The organism is Janthinobacterium goodfellowi, from assembly GCF_051380695.1.
In the GTDB taxonomy this organism is placed as follows: domain Bacteria; phylum Pseudomonadota; class Gammaproteobacteria; order Burkholderiales; family Burkholderiaceae_D; genus Janthinobacterium.
In genome coordinates, this window is the sequence record NZ_JBNYXN010000003.1 from 375,067 (window position 1) to 393,958 (window position 18,892).

Genomic DNA, 18,892 nt, shown 5'->3' on the forward strand with positions numbered 1-18,892 from the left:
GCGCTTTGCGCTAATCCGACCTACCGTTCTCCGCTTCCGCCGCCGCAAACGCCGCCGCATCGCTCTCGAACATGTCTTCCAGCTCCTCGCGCGCCTGGCGTGTGAGCGACATGACTTTTTGCTGGTCCTGGAAGTGCGGTGCCACTTCCAGCAAGGTCTTGAGGTTATGCCGGCCAAAGATGCCGGCCGCGCGCTGCGCCCGCTCCGCGCTGAAGCCCACCTGCTGCAAGGTCTGTTCGCCCAGCAGCAAGGCCGCGGCAAACGTCTCGCGCTCGATCAGGGTCACGCCTCGCTTCATCAATTCATAGTAATGCGTGACGTTGCGCGCGCGCGCCAGGATCGTCAGTTCGGGCAGGCGCAGGCGCACGGCGTCGACCAGGGCCAGGCTGTCATCCACGTTGTCGATGGCGATCACCAGCGCCTTCGCCTTCTCGATGCCGGCCGCCACCAGCAGGTCCACGCGCGTGGCGTCGCCATAAAACACCTTGAAGCCGAACTTGCGCAGCAGCTCGATCTGGTCCGGGTCGTGGTCGAGCACCGTCACGCCGATCTTGTTGGCCGCCAGCAGGCGGCCGATGATCTGGCCGAAGCGGCCGAAGCCGGCGATGACGATGGGGTTGTCCTGCGCCTCGATCTGGTCGTCGGGACGGCGCTTCTTTTCGCCCTGCAGGCGAGGCGCGACGAACTTGTCGTGCGCCAGCAGCAGCAAGGGCGTGGCCACCATCGACAGGGTCACCACCACGACCAGCAGCGCCGCCGTCTGCGGCGCAAACACATGCGCGGCCTCGGCGGCGGCAAACACGACGAAGGCGAATTCGCCGCCCTGCGACAGCAGCAGCGCAAAGAACAGCTGCTGGCCGCGGGGAATGTCGAAAAACTTCGACAATACATACAGCAAGCCGATCTTGACCACCAGCAGCCCCGCCACCAGGGCCAGGATCAGCAGCGGCTGGGCGCGCAGCACGCCGAAATCGACGGACATGCCCACGGCGATGAAGAACAGGCCCAGCAGCAGCCCCTTGAACGGCTCCAGGTCGGAAATGAGCTCATGGCGGTATTCGGAATCGGCCAGCAGCACGCCCGCCATGAAGGTGCCGAGCGCCATCGACAAGCCCACCGATTCCATCAGCACGCAAATGGCAATCACCAGCAGCAGGGCGAAGGCCGTGAAGATTTCGCGCAAGTCCGTCTTGGCGATGAAGCGCAGGATGGGGTTGACGAGGAAGCGCCCGCCGATCACCAGGGCAGCCAGCACGGCGGCCAGCTTGGCCACGCGCAGCCAGCCCGGTTCGCCGCTATGCGTGACGAGTCCGCCCAGCAGCGGCACCAGCGCGATCATGGGGATGGCGGCGATATCCTGGAACAGCAAAATCGAAAAACCGGCGGAACCGGCCGGCGTACTCATCAGCTTGCGTTCGCCCAGGGTGGCCAGCACGATGGCCGTCGACGACAGCGACAGCCCCAGCGCACCGACCAGCGCCGTGCGCCAGTCCACGCCGAAGGCCATGGCCACGGCGCACAGCCCCGCGCTGACGACGCCCACCTGCGCCCCGCCCCAGCCGAAAATCGGGCGGCGCAGCAGCCACAAGCGCTTAGGTTCGAGCTCCAGGCCGATCAGGAACAGCAGCAGCACCACGCCGAACTCGGAAAAGCTGAGGATCACCTCGACATTCTTGATCAGGCCCAGGCCCCACGGCCCGATGACGACGCCGGCCACCAGATAGCCCAGCACGGCGCCCATGCCCAGGCGCTTGGCCAGCGGCACCATGATGATGGCGGCGACCAGGTAAAACAGTATGTTGATGAGAAAGCTGTGGTGTTCCATGCGGATTCCGGAAAAACGTGATTGGAATCGCAATCATGCCTGAAGTGGCGCGCCAGCGGGGTATCAGGCTGGCGGTGCCTCGATGCGCGCGCGTAGTTGGTCGACATTCACGCGTTTAAGATAGCTTTCGATATTTTTCCACACGGCGTGATAGCCGTAACCGCCATTTTTCAGCTCGTCGATCGCCTTCTCGCGCGGCCAGCCCTGGTACAGCATGCGGTACATGGCGGCCATCAGGCCCGTGCGGTCGGCGCCGTGCAGGCAGTGCAGCAGCACGGGTCCCTGCTGTTCGGCGGCGCGGATGCTGCGCATGGTCTCGATCACATGCTTGTCGCGGATGGCCCAGGTATTGACGGGGATGCGGACGGCGCGGATGCCGCTGCCATCGAGCACCTGCGTGTCGGAGTGGAAGGAGCGCAGGCTGATCACCGTCTTCACGCCCAGCGTCTGCAACTGGGCTACGTCGGCACTGTCCAGCTTTGCGCTACGGTACAGGACGGGGGTGACCTGGTGCAGGTTCGACACCTGCGGCAGCGGCGTGGCCCACTCGGCATTGCGCTCGGGCGGCAGGGGCGCCTGCGCGCCGGCGGAACCGGCCGCCAGGGCCAGCGATAACATCAGGAGATACGGCAAGGTCATGACTTCCTCTTGTATGAAAACCACAGCAGCACGCCGGCCAGCAGCAGCGACACCCAGTAATCGGTCGGCGCCCACCACAGCCAGTGCTTGTGCCAGGCGATGTGGGCCGGATCGAAGTGCGCCACGCCATAGGCGGGATTGAATACGAACCACAGGTAATCCTCGATGATCCAGAACAGCATGATGCAGCCGATGGCCCGGCACTCGAGGCGCAGCGACCATTGCGCCAGGAAGACCATGGGGAAGTGGAAGAACAGGGCGATGAAGGGAAAGACCCAGGCATGGTAGCCGGTCATCGGCCGCCCGCCCCAGAAGATATCGAGCAGCCAATGGCTTTCGATGCGCCACGTGGGCAGGTTCGCCGCCCAGCCGGCTGCCCCTTCGATCTGGATTTCCACCTGAGCAAAAAACAGTCCCAGCAGGGCCACCCAGGCCAGCGTCAGGCCGATCTGCCAGGGTTTTGCGACGGCGCCCGTCATGCAGGCTCCGTGGCCAGCACCTGCGCCAGCACGTCCAGCGCGGCGCGCGGGCGGCCCAGGGCCAGCGCTTTTGCGCGCATCGCTTGCAACTGCTCAGGATGATCGAGCAACAGGCGCACGCGGTATTCCAGGGTGACGGCATCGAATGCCTTCAGGGCCACGCCCTGCTCCAGCAGATAGTCGGCATTGCGCTCTTCCTGCCCGGGAATCGGCGAGTTGACGATCATCGGCAAGCCCAGCGCCAGGCATTCGGACGTGGTCAGGCCGCCCGGCTTGGTGATCACCAGGTCGGCGCACGCCATCAGGCGCTCGACTTCGCCGGTAAAGCCTTGCGCCAGCAGGCGGCCCGGATACTGGCCGGCCAGTGCTTGCAGCGCCGCCAGCGCGGCCGCATTTTTCCCCGCCAGCGCGATAAGCTGGAAATCGCCCGGCAACGCCAGCAGGCGCGCGGCGACCGTTTCAAGGCTGCCGAGGCCAGCCCCGCCGCCCATCAGCAAAATCGTCGTGCGCCGCGGGTCCAGGCCACGCGCCTGCGCGCACTGCACGCGGTCGGGCGCCTGCGCAAACGCAGGCATGACGGGGATGCCCGTCACGTGGATGCGGTCGGCGGGAATGCCTTCATGGCGCATGCGGAACGCCACTTCGTCGGTGGCGGCGAAATAACCCTGCATCTGCTCGTGCACCCACATGCGGTGCAGGTCGAAATCGGTGACCTGCACCCACACGGGGCAAGCCAGCTGTTGCTGGCGCAGGGCGCGCGACAGCAGTTCGGCCGGCAGGAAATGCGTGCAGATGATGGCGTCGGGCTGGAAGGCGGCGATCCGCGCCATCAGCGCGCGCGTGTTGAGGCGCTCGACACCGCGGCGCAAACGCTGCATCGAGCTGTCGCGCGACGCGTCATGGGTGGCCTGGTACAGATAGCCCCACAGCGCGGGCGCCTTGTTGACCAGCTTGATATAGAAATCCGTGTACAGCTTGCGGAATGCGGGCGTGACGAAATCCATCACGTCGAGATGCAGGGCCTGCGCCGCAGGACCGGCGCCGCCATCGCGCGCCGCATATGCCTCGATGGCTTGCGCCGCGCGCATGTGGCCGGCGCCGGCCGAGACGCTCAGGAGAAGAATTTTTTTCGCTGTTTGCTGCGGCATGCGCTGGTGCTCCACTGAAAGCCCTGATCGGGGAAGCAGGCACAATAACATTATCCGCGCCGCGCACATTTCAAATTAGCAAGATCGCGTGGCTTCCCTTACTTCAGTGCCGGCGCGGCATCCGTGCGCAGCACCGGATACAGATTCAGGCGCTCATCCCAGGAAGCGTGGCGGCGGGCGAAGAATTCCAGGCGCGCGGCCGGATTCCTGGCAAACGCGGGATCGTCGGCCAGCTTCTGCTGGAATTGCGCCGCCAGCGCCGGGTCGGCCGCCAGTTGCGCGCGCGCCACGTCTTCGGCCACGTATTCTTCCATGTACTCCTTGCGCTCGAAGGCCGTATTGAAACTGCCCCAGGCCAGCAGGGAATCGGGCGCGCGCGGCTCGAGCAGGGCCACGACCAAGCGCGCCTTGGCCTGGTTGACGGGCACGTACAGGGCGCCGGCCTCGACGAAGCGCTCTTCTTTCTGCCATTCGCCCTGCACGGCCGCCGTCTGGCGTCCTTCGAACGACTGCGCGCCGAATTTTACCTGCGTGGCGCGGAAGGTTTCGACCGGCAGCTTGCCGGGCGCGGTGGCCAGCACCTGGTACGACACGCCATGCTGGCGCAGCTTGGCCGCCACCATCTGCGCCTGCGCGGCAGGCACGAGGTAGCCGGCCTTGGGCGCGGCCAGCTGCAGGTCCGGCACGATCTCGTCGCGCAGCGGTACGTTCCAGATCTGCGGCGTGGTTTCATCGTAGCGCGTCATCAGGGCGCCCGACACCTCGGATGGCGTGCGCGTGTAGGCGTAGCCGCGAAAGGCGATCATGCGGCTCTTGTCCGTCGTTTTATACGTGAGCGGCAAGGTGCTGCCTGCCAGCTGCGCGGCGCGCGCGTCCGCCTCGAGCGCCGTTTGCCGCCACTGCGCGCCATGCTGCGCCACTTGCGACAGCAGCGAGACGATGGTGTTGCGCGTGATGCGCACGCGGGTCGGATAGTCTTTCCACGAATGGGTTTCCACCAGCATGCCGAAGCGGTTGCGCAGCTGGAAATAGCCATGCGAGAAGCGCGGGTTCGGCGCCGAATCGACAAAGCCCGATTGCGGATTGTCGTTCTCGGCAAACGAAATATAGAACGGTTTCGGGTCCGAGCCCTGCTTCGCCAGGTCGGCCAGGACCTGATCGCGCAAGGCCGTGCCAGCCACGCGCAGGGCCGCGTCGCCCGCATGCACGGGTTCCACCTGGATCGAGATATCGGGTTCGAACTGGGCGCCGTCGGTGACGTGCAGGTCGACATAGGCCAGCGGATCCCAGGCGTTCACCAGCGCCAGCATGTGCTGCATCTCGGGCGTATCGGCCTTCATGTATTCGCGGTTCAGATTGTAGTTTTGCGCCGTGCTGCGCCAGCCCATTTCCACAGGGCCGCGCTGGTTCGGACGGTTCCACTGGCCGAAGCGCTCATGGCCGTCGACATTGAAGACGGGCACGAACAGCAGCACCTGTTTATCCAGCGCGCCGGGCGCCGCCTTGCCCTCCAATACTTCGCGCAAGGCCAGGAAGCCCGCATCCTTGCCATCGATCTCGCCCGCATGGATGCCGCCCTGCACCAGCAGCACGGGCAGCTTGCGGCGCGCCGCCTCGGCCGGCGTCAGGGCGCCCGTGTTGGAGACGGCCAGCGCCAGCATGGGGCGGTTTTCCGGCGTGCGGCCAAATTCGATGCAGCGCACCTGCTTCGGATAGCGCGCCTGGAACTGGCGGCACAAGACTTCCACTTCCGCGTAGCGGCCCGTAGTCAAAAAGCCCGAGCGCTCGGCCACCGTCGTCAGGGCCGGGGCGGCGGCATGGACAGGGGCGGAAAACAGGGACAACAAGGCGGTGGACAGCAGGGCGTGGCGTAGCATGGGTCAAACTCCATCGAGAGAGGACTAGCGGGCAATTATAGAGTGGCGCCCGGATAAAAACGCGCCGGAAAATAAAAAAGCCGGAACAGCGTCAGCTGCTCCGGCCTTACTCTGGCAAGCGTGAATCATGAACCGAAATGATAATTAAATTCGACCCATCCCTGGCGGCCTTGCGGGCTGTAGTTGCCGATCGGGTAGTACGGCCAGCCGCCGCTGTTGTCGCGCTTGATCTTGTCGAACACATTGTTGACGATCAGCGAAACGGTGGCGCGGTCGTTGATGCGGTACACGGTGCTGATATTGGCCAGCGCCGTCGGCGTCAGGTAGCCCGTGCCGGCGCCGTTCGGCACCTTGCCGTAACGGCTGACCAACAAGGTGTTCGACCAGTCGCCCGCGCCCCAGTTGACGCTCAGGTTCAGCTTGTCCGGCCAATCCATGTTGGTCAGCGATTTGGTTTCGTCGATCTCTTCGTCGCCAGCGAATTGCTGCGATTTCTTGCTCAGCACCTTGGCGTAATTGGCCTTGAAGGCGAAGCGGCCATAGTTTGCCGTGCGCAGCAAATACTTCAGGCTGATATCGATGCCGCTGCTGCTTTGCTTGGCCGCGTTGATCGGATTGACGGTGATGGTCTTGATCTCGCCCGCCTTGTTCAAGGCATTGGCCGCGTAACGCTCGATGCGGCCCAGGGTATCGACGCAGGTCGGCGAGTTGATGTCGGTCTTGCCCAGGCGGCAATCGGCTTCGTCGCGCAGCAGCTTGTCGTCGCTCAGGTTCGTCACCAGGTCGTCGATCTTGATGTTCCAGTAGTCGACGGACACGTCGAAATTGGAACTCGGCGACCAGACGGCGCCCACGCCGAACGACTTGCCTTTTTCCGACTGCAGGTCGCGGCTGCCGTTCTGCACATAATCGGCACCGGGCGACTTGTTGGCGTACTCGCAGTTTTCGATGGCTTGTCCGGCGGCGCCGCAACGGTAGTAATCGGTGGTGCTCGAATAATAGCCGGTGCCGCGCGCCTGGTAGATATAGTTCATGTCCGGTGCGCGGAAGCTGGTGGCGTAGTTGGCGCGGAACAGCAGCTCCGGCGCCGGGCGCAGTTCCAGTCCGCCGTTGTAGGTGAACTTGCCTTCCTTGCGGCCCGCAAAGCTGTAGCGGTCATAGCGGCCGGCCAGGGTGCCCGTCAGCTTTTCATGCAGCGGCAGATTGACTTCCGCACCCAGCGCCGAGCGCGAACGCGTGCCGGCCGTGACGCCCGAACCGGTGGCGATATTGAAGTAGCCTTCGTTGATGCGCGCATCGGGCGCGTTACGGAAGCCCTGCTTGCCCAGTTCGGCGATCGTGGCGATCTTCACCATGCCGGCCGGCAGCTGGAACAGGTCGCCGTTCGTGGCCAGGCTCAGGGTATTCGTCCACGCCTTGTCGTCGCTGTTGGTGTAGCCGGTGATGCCGTTGAATTCTTCCGGCGTCAGGCGGCGCGACAGGCGCGCGGGATCCGGCGCATAGATCGCCACGCCATTCGCATCCGTGCCCAGCCTCGGGCCCAGGAAGAAGCTGTCGATGTTCGAGCGCAGGCGCGGGGTATGGCCTTCGCTCTTGTAGATCGAGGCGTTGTAGTTTGCCTCATACTGCCAGGCGGTGCCGGGAATGCGGCCCTTGGCGCCCAGCGAGATGGCCGTGGCCAGGTCGTTCCAGCTGCGGTTGTAGCGCTGCACGCCGCCGATTTCCTCGGGCGAGATGTAGCGCGTCCACTCTTCATAGGCGCCGCTGTTGCGGTTCAGGAAGGAGCCGCCGCCCAGCGAAGCCGAGGTCCACGACGGGCCGCGCGTATTGTTGACGGTCTTGTTCTTGCCGAGCAGGAAATCGGCAAACAGCGTGGTCTCCGCATCGAGCTCGTAGTTGGCGCTGCCGAATACGTTCTGGCTGCTGTTCTTGGTCTGCGTGGTCCAGTAGGTGGGACGGGTTTTCGGGCTGGCGCAATAGCTGCCGTTTTTCGCCGTGTACTTGCTGACGCTGCCGCCGAACATGTCGCCGAACTGGCTGCACGTGTCGCCCAGGTCGACATAGCGGCCGGACGTGCCGGAAGCCAGCGTGCGGCGCGAAGCAACCGTCGTCGGCACGCCGGAACGGCTGCTCATGAAGTCGCGGTCCATGCTCCACAGCGGATCGCGCTCGCTCAGTTCCACGCTGAACAGGGTATGCAGCTTGTCGAAATTGCCGCCGCCCGTCAGCTGTACGCGCTGGCTGCCGGCGCCGCCGCGCGAGGTGCCGCCCAGCTTGACGTTGATATCGAAGCCTTCCGTCTGTTTTTTCAGGATCACGTTGACCACGCCGGCGATCGCGTCCGAACCGTAGATGGCCGAGGCGCCGCCGTTGAGGATTTCGATGCGGTCGACAATGCTCGACGGGATGTTCGCCAGGTTGGTGAAGTTGACGGCACCGTCATAGGCGATGGGGAAATCGGCCAGGCGGCGGCCATTCAGCAGGATCAGCGTATGGTTCGGCCCCAGGCCGCGCAGGCTGATGGTGTTGGCCGATGGCGTGAAGGTATTGCCGTAATCCTCACCCTGCGTAAAACCGCTGTTCTGCACCTGGTTGGTCAGCGCGTCGAAGACGTTCTTGTAGCCTTGCTTGGTGATTTCATCGCCGGTCAGGATGGTGACGGAAGACGGGCCTTCCAGGCTGGCGCGGGGAATGCGCGAACCGGTGACCACGACGGCCGGCGGGGTGGCCGCTGGCTGCTGATCCGCTGCGGGCGCTTGCGTTTGCGCGTGCGCTTGCCATGCGGTGCCGCCCAGGATGGCCAGTACGCCAAGGCTGAGCGGTGTTAACTTGAACTGTTTCGACATCGTTGCGCTTCTCAAGGTGGGAGAAAAACGGGAAGATAGCAAAACGGCAGGCATTACTGAACGAATGGATTCATCTTTCTATATATCATAATTGTTATATAGAAATATTTATGAGCAGAAAGCTGCCCCCTCCCTGCCCGGAAAGGGGAGAAAACGTCCGCTTTATCGTTTCAGTACAGCAATTTCCTTGTAGGCTGGGCGCAGCAGGCGCGTGGCCGTGTCGGCCGGACTCTCCATCGAACTCAACAGCCTGGTCGCGCCCGTGACCGGAATACAGCTGCCGCTGCTGCGGTAGCGCAGCGCCGCCGCCAGCATGCCTTCGGCCGCGTCGCCCAGCGGATGCTGGTAATCGTCCGTCACCTCGCAGGTGGGCGCCATGCCGTCGGCGAAGTCGCCAAAGCCCTTGGCGTTGACGCCCTGGAACTGCACGGCGAAATACGTGGTGCCGCAATTCGGCGTGGGATAGAAACCGTAGGGCTTGCCGCACGTCGTGCCGCCGATCAGGTTGACCTGCACGTCCACGCCGCGCAAGCCGTTGATGATGGCTTCGCTGGCCGAGCAGGTACTGCCCGTCGTCAGCAAGGTCACCCGCTTGAGGCCCAGCGAAGGCAAGGACGTGCCCTTGGGCAGCGGATTCGGGCCGCCGAAGCCCTGGCTTTGCGTGTGGAATGGCACGGGCGCTTCGGGCCGCGTCTTGTCATTGGCCAGCACCTGCTCGAAGGTCTTGCCGGTGGTGACTTGCGGGCCGGCAATCATGTAGGCGAGTTCGCTGGCGACATCGAGGTAGCCGCCGCCGTTGTAGCGCACATCGAGCACCAGGTCGCTGATGCCGGCCGCCTGGAAGCGGCGCATGGTCTCGACCAGCTGGCGTTCGGCCACGTTGTTGTGCGTATTGAAGGTCAGGTAGCCCACCTTGCCCGTGGGCGTGTCGATGATGCGCTCGTTTTGCACGGCGCTGGTGCTCACTTCCACCGCCTGCAGGTTCGCGGAGATGGGCGCGCCATTGCGGCTGAACGCCAGCGTGTGCCTGCCTTGCGCTGCAGGGAACAGGCCGGCGTTAATGATCTTCACGCTGGCCGCGTCGGGGGCATTGACGAAATCGGTGCCATCGACGGTTTGCAGTTCATCGCCGCGCCGCAAACCCGCCACGTCGGCCGGCGAACCTGGCTCGACGATCGAGATCACGGCCTTGCGCGGCGGCGTGGTGCGCGTCAGCGCCAGCAGCATGCCGTAACCGAGCTCCACGCCATTGAGCGAGGCTTCCCATTCGGCCGTCGTATACGTGAAATGGAACTGGTCCTTGGGCTTGCCGGACGCCGTCGTGGCCGTTGTTTTCAGCACATCGAAATATGCTTTCGGCGTGGCAAAGCTTTGCGGCAGGTAGGTGGTCGGCACTTCGCGGTACCACAGATACGTTTCATCGATCCAGCTGCGCACCCACGTCAGTTCATCGAGCAAGGTACCCGGCTTGTCGATGCCGCTGCCGCTGCGCGGCGCCTCGCAACGGTTCGCCACCGTGGAGGAAGCGACCAGCGCCGTCGGCCCCGTCGGCGTCACGGGCGGGGCGACAGCCGCGCTGTCGCTGCTGCTACCGCCGCCTCCGCCGCAGGCACTCAACAGCAAGATCAAGGGAAGGGCAAAGGGAACCGCCAGAGTAGAAAAGCGCAGGGAACGCATGAGAAACTTTCCATAAAGAAATTATCGAAAAATTATAATGCGTTTTGCCAGCAAGCGTTGTTTTCTTTGACACAAAAGAAATGGCGCCCGCAGGCGCCATTTCTACGGCGAGGAACTCACCCCATCACACGGTGGCCGCCACGGGCGCAGCCACGACGGGCGGCAGCGGCGTCGGCGCGTTGAAGGCGATCAGCAGGCTGGCTTCCTTCTCTTTCGCCGCCTTCAGATGACGCTCCTTCACGTGGCCATAACCGCGGATATCTTCCGGAATGCTGGCAATGGCCACGGCTTGCGCCAGCTTGGCCGTCGTCAGCTTCGGCAGCAAGCCGCCCACTGTCGCGCGGTATTCCGCGATCAGCGCACGCTCCATCTTGCGCTCGGCCGTATGGCCGAACACGTCGAAGGCCGTGCCGCGCAAGCCCTTGAACTTGGCCAGCACGCCGAAGGCCTTCATCATCCACGGGCCGAATTCCTTCTTGATCAAGTGGCCCTGGGCATCCGTTTTCGCCATGATCGGCGGCGCCAGGTGGAACTTGAGCTTGATGTCGCCTTCGAACATGGACGCGATCTTCGCCTGGAAGGCGCCGTCCGTGTACAGGCGCGCCACTTCGTACTCGTCCTTGTAGGCCATCAGCTTGTAGAAGTAGCGTGCCACGGCTTCCGTCAGGCGCAAGTGCGGGCCGTTCAAGGCGCTTTCGGCGGCGCGCACCTGGCCGACGAAGTCCAGGTACTGCTGCGCATACGCGCGGTCCTGGTAAGCCGTCAGCAGGGCGACCCGCTTTTCGATGATGTCGTCGAGCGTATCGATGCGCTTGAATTCCACCACCTTGGCTGGCGTTGTCATGCGTACCAGGCTGGCCGCATCGTGGGCACCGGCGCGGCCCCAGTTGAAGGCGGCCTTGTTGAACGCCACCGAGACGTTGTTCAAGTCGATGGCCTTCATGATGGCAGCTTCCGACAGCGGCACCTTGCCCTTTTGCCAGGCGTAGCCCAGCATGAACATGTTCGTGGCGATGGAGTCGCCCATCAGCGCCGTGGCGATCTGGCCCGCGTCGATGAAGTCCACGTGGTCGCTGCCGCAGGCCTTTTCGATTTCCATGCGCGCGGAAGCGCCGGGGAATTGCCAGTCCGGATTCTTCACGAAGGCGGCTGTCGACGAGCTGGTCGAGTTGATCATGGCCCAGCTGCGTCCTTCTCCCATGCGCGACAGGGCGTCGCGGCTGGCCGTGACGATCAAATCGCAGCCGATCACCAGGTCAGCCGCACCGGTGCCGACGCGCGTCGAGTGGATATCTTCCTGGCGGTCCGCCAGGCGCACGTGCGACATCACGGGGCCGCCCTTTTGCGCCAGGCCGCTCATGTCCAGCACGGAACAGCCCTTGCCTTCCACGTGGGCGGCCATGGCCAGGATCTGGCCGACGGTGACGACGCCCGTGCCGCCGATGCCGGTCACCAGGATGCCGAACGGCTCGGCCGTCGAAGGAATGGCCGGCGTCGGCAAGGCCGGTGCGGCTGGCGCATCCTTGTCGGCGGCAGCCGCCTTTTTCGGCTTTTTCAGGCCGCCGCCTTCCACCGTGACGAAACTGGGGCAGAAACCGGTCGTGCACGAGAAATCCTTGTTGCAGGACGACTGGTTGATCTGGCGCTTGCGCCCCAGTTCCGTTTCCAGCGGTTCCACCGACAGGCAGTTCGATTGCACGGAGCAGTCGCCGCAGCCTTCGCAGACGGCTTCGTTGATGACGGCGCGCTTGGCCGGGTCCGGGTATTCATTGCGTTTCCGGCGGCGGCGTTTTTCCGAGGCGCAGGTCTGGTCGTAGATCATGGCCGACACGCCGGGCATGTCGCGCAGTTCGCGCTGCACGTCCATCAGTTCGGAACGGTGGCGCACGGTGACGCCTTCGGCCCAGGCGTAATCGTCCGGGTATTTTTCCGGCTCATCGGTGACGACGATGATCGGGCCCACGCCTTCGGCGGCGATCTGGCGCGAGATGATGGCCGGAGACAAAGGCCCGTCGAATTCCTGGCCGCCCGTCATCGCCACCGCATCGTTGAACAGAATCTTGTAGGTGATGTTCACCTTGGCCGAGACGGCCGCGCGGATGGCCAGGATGCCCGAGTGGAAATACGTGCCGTCCCCGAGATTGGTAAACACGTGCTTTTCATTCGTGAACGGCGCCTGCCCCACCCAAGTGACGCCTTCGGCGCCCATGTGGGTAAACGTCGACGTCTCCCTGTCCATCCACAGCACCATGTAGTGGCAGCCGATGCCGGCCAGCGCGCGCGAGCCTTCCGGCACCTTGGTCGACGTGTTGTGCGGGCAGCCGGAACAGAAGAACGGCGTGCGGTCCTTTTGCGGATCGGGTTTCGCGCTGATGGCCTTGAGGACGTTTTCCTTCGCTTCCAGGTAGGCGATGCGTTCCTTCACGCGCTGCTCGACGGGATGGCCCGCGTAGTAGCGCGAAATGCGGCTAGCGATCGCGCGGGCGATCATGGCCGGGTTCAGTTCATACGTGGCCGGCAGCAGCCAGTCGCCGTGTCCCGTGCCCTTCTGGTTGCTCCATTCGCCCGTGTCGTCGAACTTGCCGACCACGCGCGGACGCTCGCCGTCTTTGAGGTTGTAGAGTTCTTCCTTCAGCGCGTATTCGAGGATTTGCCGCTTTTCTTCCACCACGAGGATCTCGTCGAGGCCCTTGGCGAATTCATGCACGCCGTCCGCTTCCAGCGGCCAGGTCATGCCGATCTTGTACAGGCGGATGCCGATGTCGGACGCCGTCTGCTCGTCGATGCCGAGATCGGCCAGCGCCTGGCGCGTATCGAGGTAGGATTTGCCGGCCGTGATGATGCCGATGCGCGCCTTCGGGCTGTCCCAGATGATCTTGTTGAGCTTGTTGGCACGCGCATACGCCAGCGCCGCATACCATTTGTAGCTGTTCATGCGCACTTCTTGTTCCAGCACCGTGTCGGGCCAGCGGATGTTCAAGCCGCCGGCCGGCATCTCGAAGTCCGTCGGCAGGGTGATCTGCACGCGGTCCGGGTCGAAATCGACGGCGGCGCCCGACTCGATGATATCGGTCACGCATTTCATCGAGACCCACAGGCCCGTGTAGCGGCTCATGGCCCACGCATGCAAGCCGTAGTCGATGTATTCCTGCACCGACGACGGGTACAGCACGGGAATGCCGCAGGCGTTCAGGATATGGTCGGACTGGTGCGCCGTGGACGAGGATTTCGCCGCATGGTCGTCGCCGGCCAGCACCAGCACGCCGCCGTGCTTGGCGGAACCGGCGTTATTCGCGTGCTTGAAGACGTCGCCGCAGCGGTCGACGCCGGGGCCCTTGCCGTACCACATGCCGAACACGCCGTCGTATTTCGCGTCTTCGAACAGATTCGTTTGCTGCGTGCCCCAGACAGCCGTGGCGGCCAGGTCTTCGTTCAGGCCCGGATGGAATTTGACGTGGTGTTCATCGAGGTATTTTTTGGCCTTGATCGCCGTCATGTCGACGGACGTCACAGGCGAACCGCGGTAGCCGGTGATGTAGCCGGCCGTGTTCAGGCCAGCCTTGAGGTCGCGCTCGCGCTGCAGCATGGGCAGGCGGATCAGCGCTTGCGTGCCCGTCATGAAGGCGCGGCCACGCTCGAGCGTGTATTTGTCGTTCAGGGAAATCTCGGACGCGTGCGCGCCCGGCTCAAGACTCGAGCCCTTGATTGGTGCATTCATTACTTGTCTCCATTATTCTCTGTGCTACGCGTGCAGGTCGGTTGAACTCACACGTACCAGCTGTGCCTTATGGGCAATGCCGGTGCGGAAAAATGACTTGTTTGTCGTAGACTACCACAGGAAGGCGCGCAGTTCTTTGCTGCGCTGCACTCCCGTGTTCTTACCTTTTTGCTGCTTTTTAGGCATGTCGGATGACGCTGCGCCTCGGCGGCCCCGCTCATCCGGCCTACCGGGCCATTCGTGTAGGTCGGCTTAGCCGGAACGGCGTAAGCCGACAAACAGCCGCCCCAGCTTACGCCGCGTTCGTATCTTTCAGCACGCCGCGCTTGATCTGGTCCAGCTCGATCGATTCGAACAGGGCGCGGAAGTTGCCTTCGCCGAAGCCCTGGTCGCCCTTGCGCTGGATGATCTCGAAGAAGATCGGGCCGATCACCGTCTGCGTGAAGATCTGCAACAGCAGTTCGCGTTCGTTTTCCGTGCTGTGGCCGTCGATCAGGATGCGCAAACGGCGCAATTCTTCCAGCTGCTCGCCGTGGTTCGGCAGGCGGCGGTTGACCAGCTCATAGTACGTTTCAATCGTGTCCTGGAAATCGATACCCGTATCGCGCATGCCTTGCACGGAGGCGTAGATATTGTCCGTGCCCAGGGCGATGTGCTGGATGCCTTCGCCATGGTACTGGTCCAGGTATTCGGCGATCTGCGACTTGTCGTCCGACGATTCGTTGATCGGAATGCGGATCTTGCCGCAGGGCGAGGTCATGGCCTTCGATTTGAGGCCCGTCAGCTTGCCTTCGATGTCGAAATAGCGCACTTCGCGGAAGTTGAACAGATTTTCATAGAAGCTTGCCCATTCCTTCATGCGGCCGCGGTGCACATTGTGCGTCAGGTGGTCGATGTAGGTCAGGCCATGGCCGACCGGGTTGGCGACGGCGCCGGGAATGGCGACGAAGTCGACGTCATAGATGCTGATGTCGCCGATGCCGCCCGGTGCGGCCGCGTCCGGCTTGTCCGCGCCCTTGCCGCGCCAGCGGTCGACGAAATACAGCAGGGAATCGCCCACGCCCTTGATGGCGGGGATATTCAGCTCCATCGGACCCGTTTTATTGTCGAAACCCCAGGCGCCCAGTTCCAGCGCGCGGCGGTACACGAAGGCCGCGTCGTCGACGCGGATGGCGATGGCGCACACGGATGGGCCGTGATGGCGGGCAAAACGCTGCGCGAACGAATCTTGTTCGGCATTGATGATGAAATTGATGTCGCCCTGACGGTACAGGGTGACATCCTTGTGGCGGTGGCGCGCGATGGCCGTGAAGCCCATGTTCTCGAACAGCTTGCCCAATGCTTTTGGGTCTGGTGCTGCATACTCGACGAACTCGAAACCATCGGTACCCATCGGGTTATCCCAAGGCTGAAATTGCATGATGTCTCCTCCAAGAAGTAGCGCACAGTATAGGCGTGGGTCACGGGCATTAAATGCCAAAGATCTCCCGAACAATCATGATTTGCGCAATAATATTGCGTGAAACACGAACCACCGGAGGAAGCATGAGCAAAATTACGCTGGATAAAACGGATCGCAAGATCCTCTCCGTCCTGCAGGCCGATGGCCGCCTGTCGAATCAGGACGTGGCCGAGCAGGTCAGCCTGTCCCCGTCGCCATGCTTGCGCCGCGTCAAACGGCTGGAAGAAGCGGGCGTCATCCGCCAGTACGTGGCCCTGCTGGACCCGGAAAAGATCGGCCTGGGCTTGCTGGCCTACGTGAACGTGCGGCTGGAAAAGCACAGCGACGCCACGGCCCACAGCACGGCGCGCGTGCTGGCGCCGAATCTGGTGACGAACACCTCGCCGCGCGCGGACTTCGCCGTGGCCGTGGCGCAATGGCCGGAAGTGGTGGCCTGCTATGCGATGACGGGGGAGATGGATTATCTGTTGCGCGTGCATGTGGAAGACATGGAGCACTTTTCGCGCTTCATGATGGCCACGCTGCTGCGCCACCCGGCCGTGCTGGACGTCAAATCGAGCTTCGCCTTGCAGCGCATCAAGGATACGACGGCCCTGCCCTTATTGTGATGGCGGCCCGGGCTGCTTCTTGCGCCCCGGCAAGCGCTCGAACAGTTTGCTGGCGGCGCGCGCATTCGCCTTGAACGTATAGTCGAACATGGCGAACTGCTCCTGCACGGCTTCCTGCAGCATGCTGGAGGGATTGGGCGGCAACAGTTTCAAATAAGCATCAGCTTCGCCATAGTCGCGCTGGATTTCCATGCCCGCCTTCTTGGCGATATGCATCATCGTCTTGTTCGACGACAAACAATGCATGTAGAGGGTATCGACATCGTTGTTGCGGCAGTGAATCGCTGCCCGCTCGAACAGTTTCGAACCGACGCCCATGCCGCGCATCGATTTCGATACGGACACGCCGAATTCCGCCACCTGCTCCTTGTCCGTCACGACGCTTTTCGCCGGCGACTGGTCCTTCGGTGCGAACGCCAGATGGCCCACGCCCACCAGTTTGAACAGGCTGTTGTAGACGCCGTAAATCATATCGCGCGAGAAATCCATCTTCTGCACGTACTGCGCGACAAGTTCATCGGGCAAGGCGCTGCCGAAGCGCAGCAGGCGGTCGCTTTTCTCGAGCGACAGGAAATGCTTCATCATGCGGCGCCGGTCGCGCTCATGTAATTGCTTGACGAGCACGGTCGGGCGCCCGCCGCCGCTACGGCTGAGCCAGCGGCGAAACGGGTTTTGAAACAGCTTGGGTAAGGTCACGTCGACTCCTGGAAGCGGTGCTGCGGCACGTCAGGCCATTATTGTGCAGTGCAGCATCTGCCGTATTGTAGCCTATTCCCGCCGTTCAAGCCTGGGCCAGGAAGGCCGCCACGGCCGCCACCCGCGCCGCATGGATGACTTCGGGAATGCGTTTCGGCTCCGTACAGCCTTGCGCCAGCGCACCCGCATTCACGCCGCGCGCCGCGTCGAGCCCGCCTTGCAGCCGCGCCGCCTGGGGAAAGTCGCCGGCGACCAGCCCGTCGCAGGCCACCGCTTGCAGCATCTGCGCGAAGCGCTGCGGCTTGCGCAAGCCGTCGCAGCGCTCGCACAAGCTCACCACGGCTTCGGCGCTCAACGCCAGCGCGCCGTTGATATTGTCCAGCTCGCGCGCCGCCATGACGGCCAGTTCGCGGCACTCGTTGGGCACGCGCAGGCGCTCGCTCAATCGCTCGATGGCATTCTTGCTCACATGCAGCATCAAGGCGGCGAAGCGCACGGGCAAGTCATGACCTTGTGCGGCGGCATGGTCGACAACCTGCAGCAGGCGCTCGCTCAGCGTGATTTCCCCCATGATGCGTTCCAGGGCGCCGCACTCGTGCAGCACCGTCAGCATGCGCGAAGGATGGCTTTCCATCAGCCCCTTGGCCACTTCCTGCCACACGCGCTCGGCCACCAGGGCATCGACTTCGCCATCCGCCACCATCTGGCGCATCAGCGCCATGGTGGCGGGCGCCACCGTGAAAGCGTCGAAACGGGCGGCAAAGCGGGCCAGGCGCAGGATGCGCACGGGGTCTTCGCCGAACGCGTCGGAGACGTGGCGGAACACCCTGCGCTCGATATCGGCGACGCCGCCGAACGGATCGGTCAATGTACCGTCCTCGGCTTGCGCGATGGCGTTGATGGTCAGATCGCGCCGCACCAGGTCGTCTTCCAGCGTGACGTCGGGCGCCGTGTGGAAAACGAAACCCCGGTAGCCGGGCGCCGTCTTGCGTTCCGTGCGGGCCAGCGCGTATTCTTCCTGCGTCTTCGGGTGCAGGAAGACGGGGAAATCCTTGCCGACGGGGCGGAAGCCCTGGCGCAGCATGTCTTCCGGCGTGGCGCCGACCACCACGTAATCGCGGTCTTTCACGGGCAAGCCCAGCAGTTGATCGCGCACCGCGCCACCGACCGTGTATATCTTCATAACACTCTTTTCTTAATCGGGGAGTTCCGCGTCGTGCTTGGGCGCCGTTTCCGTTTCCGCCAGCGCTTCCGCGATCCAGCGGGCCACGGCCGGGTGCGCCTGCACGCGCTCGCAGTAGGCGTTCAGGGCCGGCGCCAGCGACACGCCATACGTGCGGAAACGCATGACGACGGGGGCAAAGTACGCATCGGCGATGGAAAACTCGCCAAACAGGAACTGGTGATGGCCAAAGCGCGACAGGCACTCTTCCCAGATTTCGCTGATGCGGCCGATGTCCGCCTGCGCGGCGGCCGTGCGGCCCCGCCCCGGCAACTTCGCCTTGATATTCATCGACATGTCCGTGCGCAAGCCGGTGAAGCCCGAATGCATTTCCGCGCAAACACAACGCGCCATGGCGCGCGCGGCCACGTCCTGCGGCCACATGTGTTTGTCAGGAAACTGCTCGGCCAGGTATTCGCAGATGGCCAGGCTGTCCCAGATCGTGATCTCGCCCGCCAGCAGCACGGGAACCCGGCCGCAGGCCGAATATTCGGCGATTTTCGTCGCCGTGTCGCTCTGGTCGAGCAGCACGCGCACTTCCTGGAACGGGATGCCAAAGGCCGTCATGGCCACCCACGGGCGCATCGACCACGACGAGTAATTCTTGTTGCCGATGATGAGGGTCAGGCCCGGCTCGCGCGCGGCGGCCAGGGTTTGCGTCAGGCTGGGGTCAAGGATGGTCGTTTGCATGCTCG

General features: G+C 63.6%; 13 protein-coding genes. 1 reads left to right on the plus strand and 12 read right to left on the minus strand.

Features of this window, described 5'->3' with window-relative positions:
* Positions 1 to 10: 10 nt before the first annotated feature.
* From kefC to hppD, 9 genes are all read right to left on the minus strand, one after another.
* Positions 11 to 1,825, minus strand: coding sequence for a glutathione-regulated potassium-efflux system protein KefC (gene kefC, locus ACQ4WQ_RS14075; protein WP_436497857.1), 1,815 nt, complete (start codon positions 1,823 to 1,825; stop codon positions 11 to 13).
* Positions 1,826 to 1,888: 63 nt separating this feature from the next.
* Positions 1,889 to 2,464 carry a dual specificity protein phosphatase family protein gene (locus tag ACQ4WQ_RS14080; protein WP_436497859.1) on the minus strand — a complete coding sequence of 192 codons (576 nt, stop codon included), beginning with the start codon at positions 2,462 to 2,464 and terminating at the stop codon, positions 1,889 to 1,891.
* The gene (locus ACQ4WQ_RS14085) at positions 2,461 to 2,943 is read right to left on the minus strand and encodes a hypothetical protein (RefSeq protein WP_436497861.1); all 483 of its coding nucleotides are present in this window, start codon (positions 2,941 to 2,943) and stop codon (positions 2,461 to 2,463) included. Before ACQ4WQ_RS14085 ends, ACQ4WQ_RS14080 begins: the two co-directional genes overlap by 4 nt.
* Positions 2,940 to 4,091, minus strand: a complete 1,152-nt coding sequence (locus ACQ4WQ_RS14090; RefSeq protein WP_436497863.1) for an MGDG synthase family glycosyltransferase — start codon at positions 4,089 to 4,091, stop codon at positions 2,940 to 2,942. The genes ACQ4WQ_RS14085 and ACQ4WQ_RS14090 overlap by 4 nt, the downstream gene beginning before the upstream one ends.
* Positions 4,092 to 4,189: 98 nt before the next feature.
* Positions 4,190 to 5,968, minus strand: coding sequence for a M14 family metallopeptidase (locus tag ACQ4WQ_RS14095; protein ID WP_436497865.1), 1,779 nt, complete (start codon positions 5,966 to 5,968; stop codon positions 4,190 to 4,192).
* A gap of 125 nt (positions 5,969 to 6,093) precedes the next feature.
* Positions 6,094 to 8,814, minus strand: coding sequence for a TonB-dependent receptor plug domain-containing protein (locus tag ACQ4WQ_RS14100; protein ID WP_436497867.1), 2,721 nt, complete (start codon positions 8,812 to 8,814; stop codon positions 6,094 to 6,096).
* Between the two features lie 162 nt (positions 8,815 to 8,976).
* Entirely contained in the window at positions 8,977 to 10,491 is a 1,515-nt protein-coding gene (locus ACQ4WQ_RS14105) for a S41 family peptidase (RefSeq protein WP_436497869.1), read from the minus strand.
* Between the two features lie 124 nt (positions 10,492 to 10,615).
* Complete coding sequence (locus ACQ4WQ_RS14110; RefSeq protein ID WP_436497871.1) at positions 10,616 to 14,209, minus strand: indolepyruvate ferredoxin oxidoreductase family protein; 3,594 nt, start codon at positions 14,207 to 14,209, stop codon at positions 10,616 to 10,618.
* A gap of 292 nt (positions 14,210 to 14,501) precedes the next feature.
* Entirely contained in the window at positions 14,502 to 15,629 is a 1,128-nt protein-coding gene (gene hppD / locus ACQ4WQ_RS14115) for a 4-hydroxyphenylpyruvate dioxygenase (RefSeq protein ID WP_070313026.1), read from the minus strand.
* A gap of 125 nt (positions 15,630 to 15,754) precedes the next feature.
* On the opposite strand from hppD, the gene ACQ4WQ_RS14120 reads away from it, so the two are divergent.
* Positions 15,755 to 16,279 carry an Lrp/AsnC family transcriptional regulator gene (locus tag ACQ4WQ_RS14120; protein WP_034783525.1) on the plus strand — a complete coding sequence of 175 codons (525 nt, stop codon included), beginning with the start codon at positions 15,755 to 15,757 and terminating at the stop codon, positions 16,277 to 16,279.
* On the opposite strand, the gene ACQ4WQ_RS14125 is transcribed toward ACQ4WQ_RS14120, so the two are convergent.
* The 3 genes from ACQ4WQ_RS14125 to ACQ4WQ_RS14135 form a co-directional block, all read right to left on the minus strand.
* Positions 16,271 to 16,975, minus strand: a complete 705-nt coding sequence (locus ACQ4WQ_RS14125) for a GNAT family N-acetyltransferase (protein WP_070313027.1) — start codon at positions 16,973 to 16,975, stop codon at positions 16,271 to 16,273. The genes ACQ4WQ_RS14120 and ACQ4WQ_RS14125 overlap by 9 nt on opposite strands.
* Positions 16,976 to 17,060: 85 nt before the next feature.
* The gene (locus ACQ4WQ_RS14130; protein WP_436497874.1) at positions 17,061 to 18,158 is read right to left on the minus strand and encodes a tRNA nucleotidyltransferase/poly(A) polymerase-related protein; all 1,098 of its coding nucleotides are present in this window, start codon (positions 18,156 to 18,158) and stop codon (positions 17,061 to 17,063) included.
* A 12-nt stretch (positions 18,159 to 18,170) separates the two neighbouring features.
* Positions 18,171 to 18,887 carry a glutathione S-transferase family protein gene (locus ACQ4WQ_RS14135; RefSeq protein ID WP_436497876.1) on the minus strand — a complete coding sequence of 239 codons (717 nt, stop codon included), beginning with the start codon at positions 18,885 to 18,887 and terminating at the stop codon, positions 18,171 to 18,173.
* Between the last annotated feature and the right edge of the window lie 5 nt (positions 18,888 to 18,892).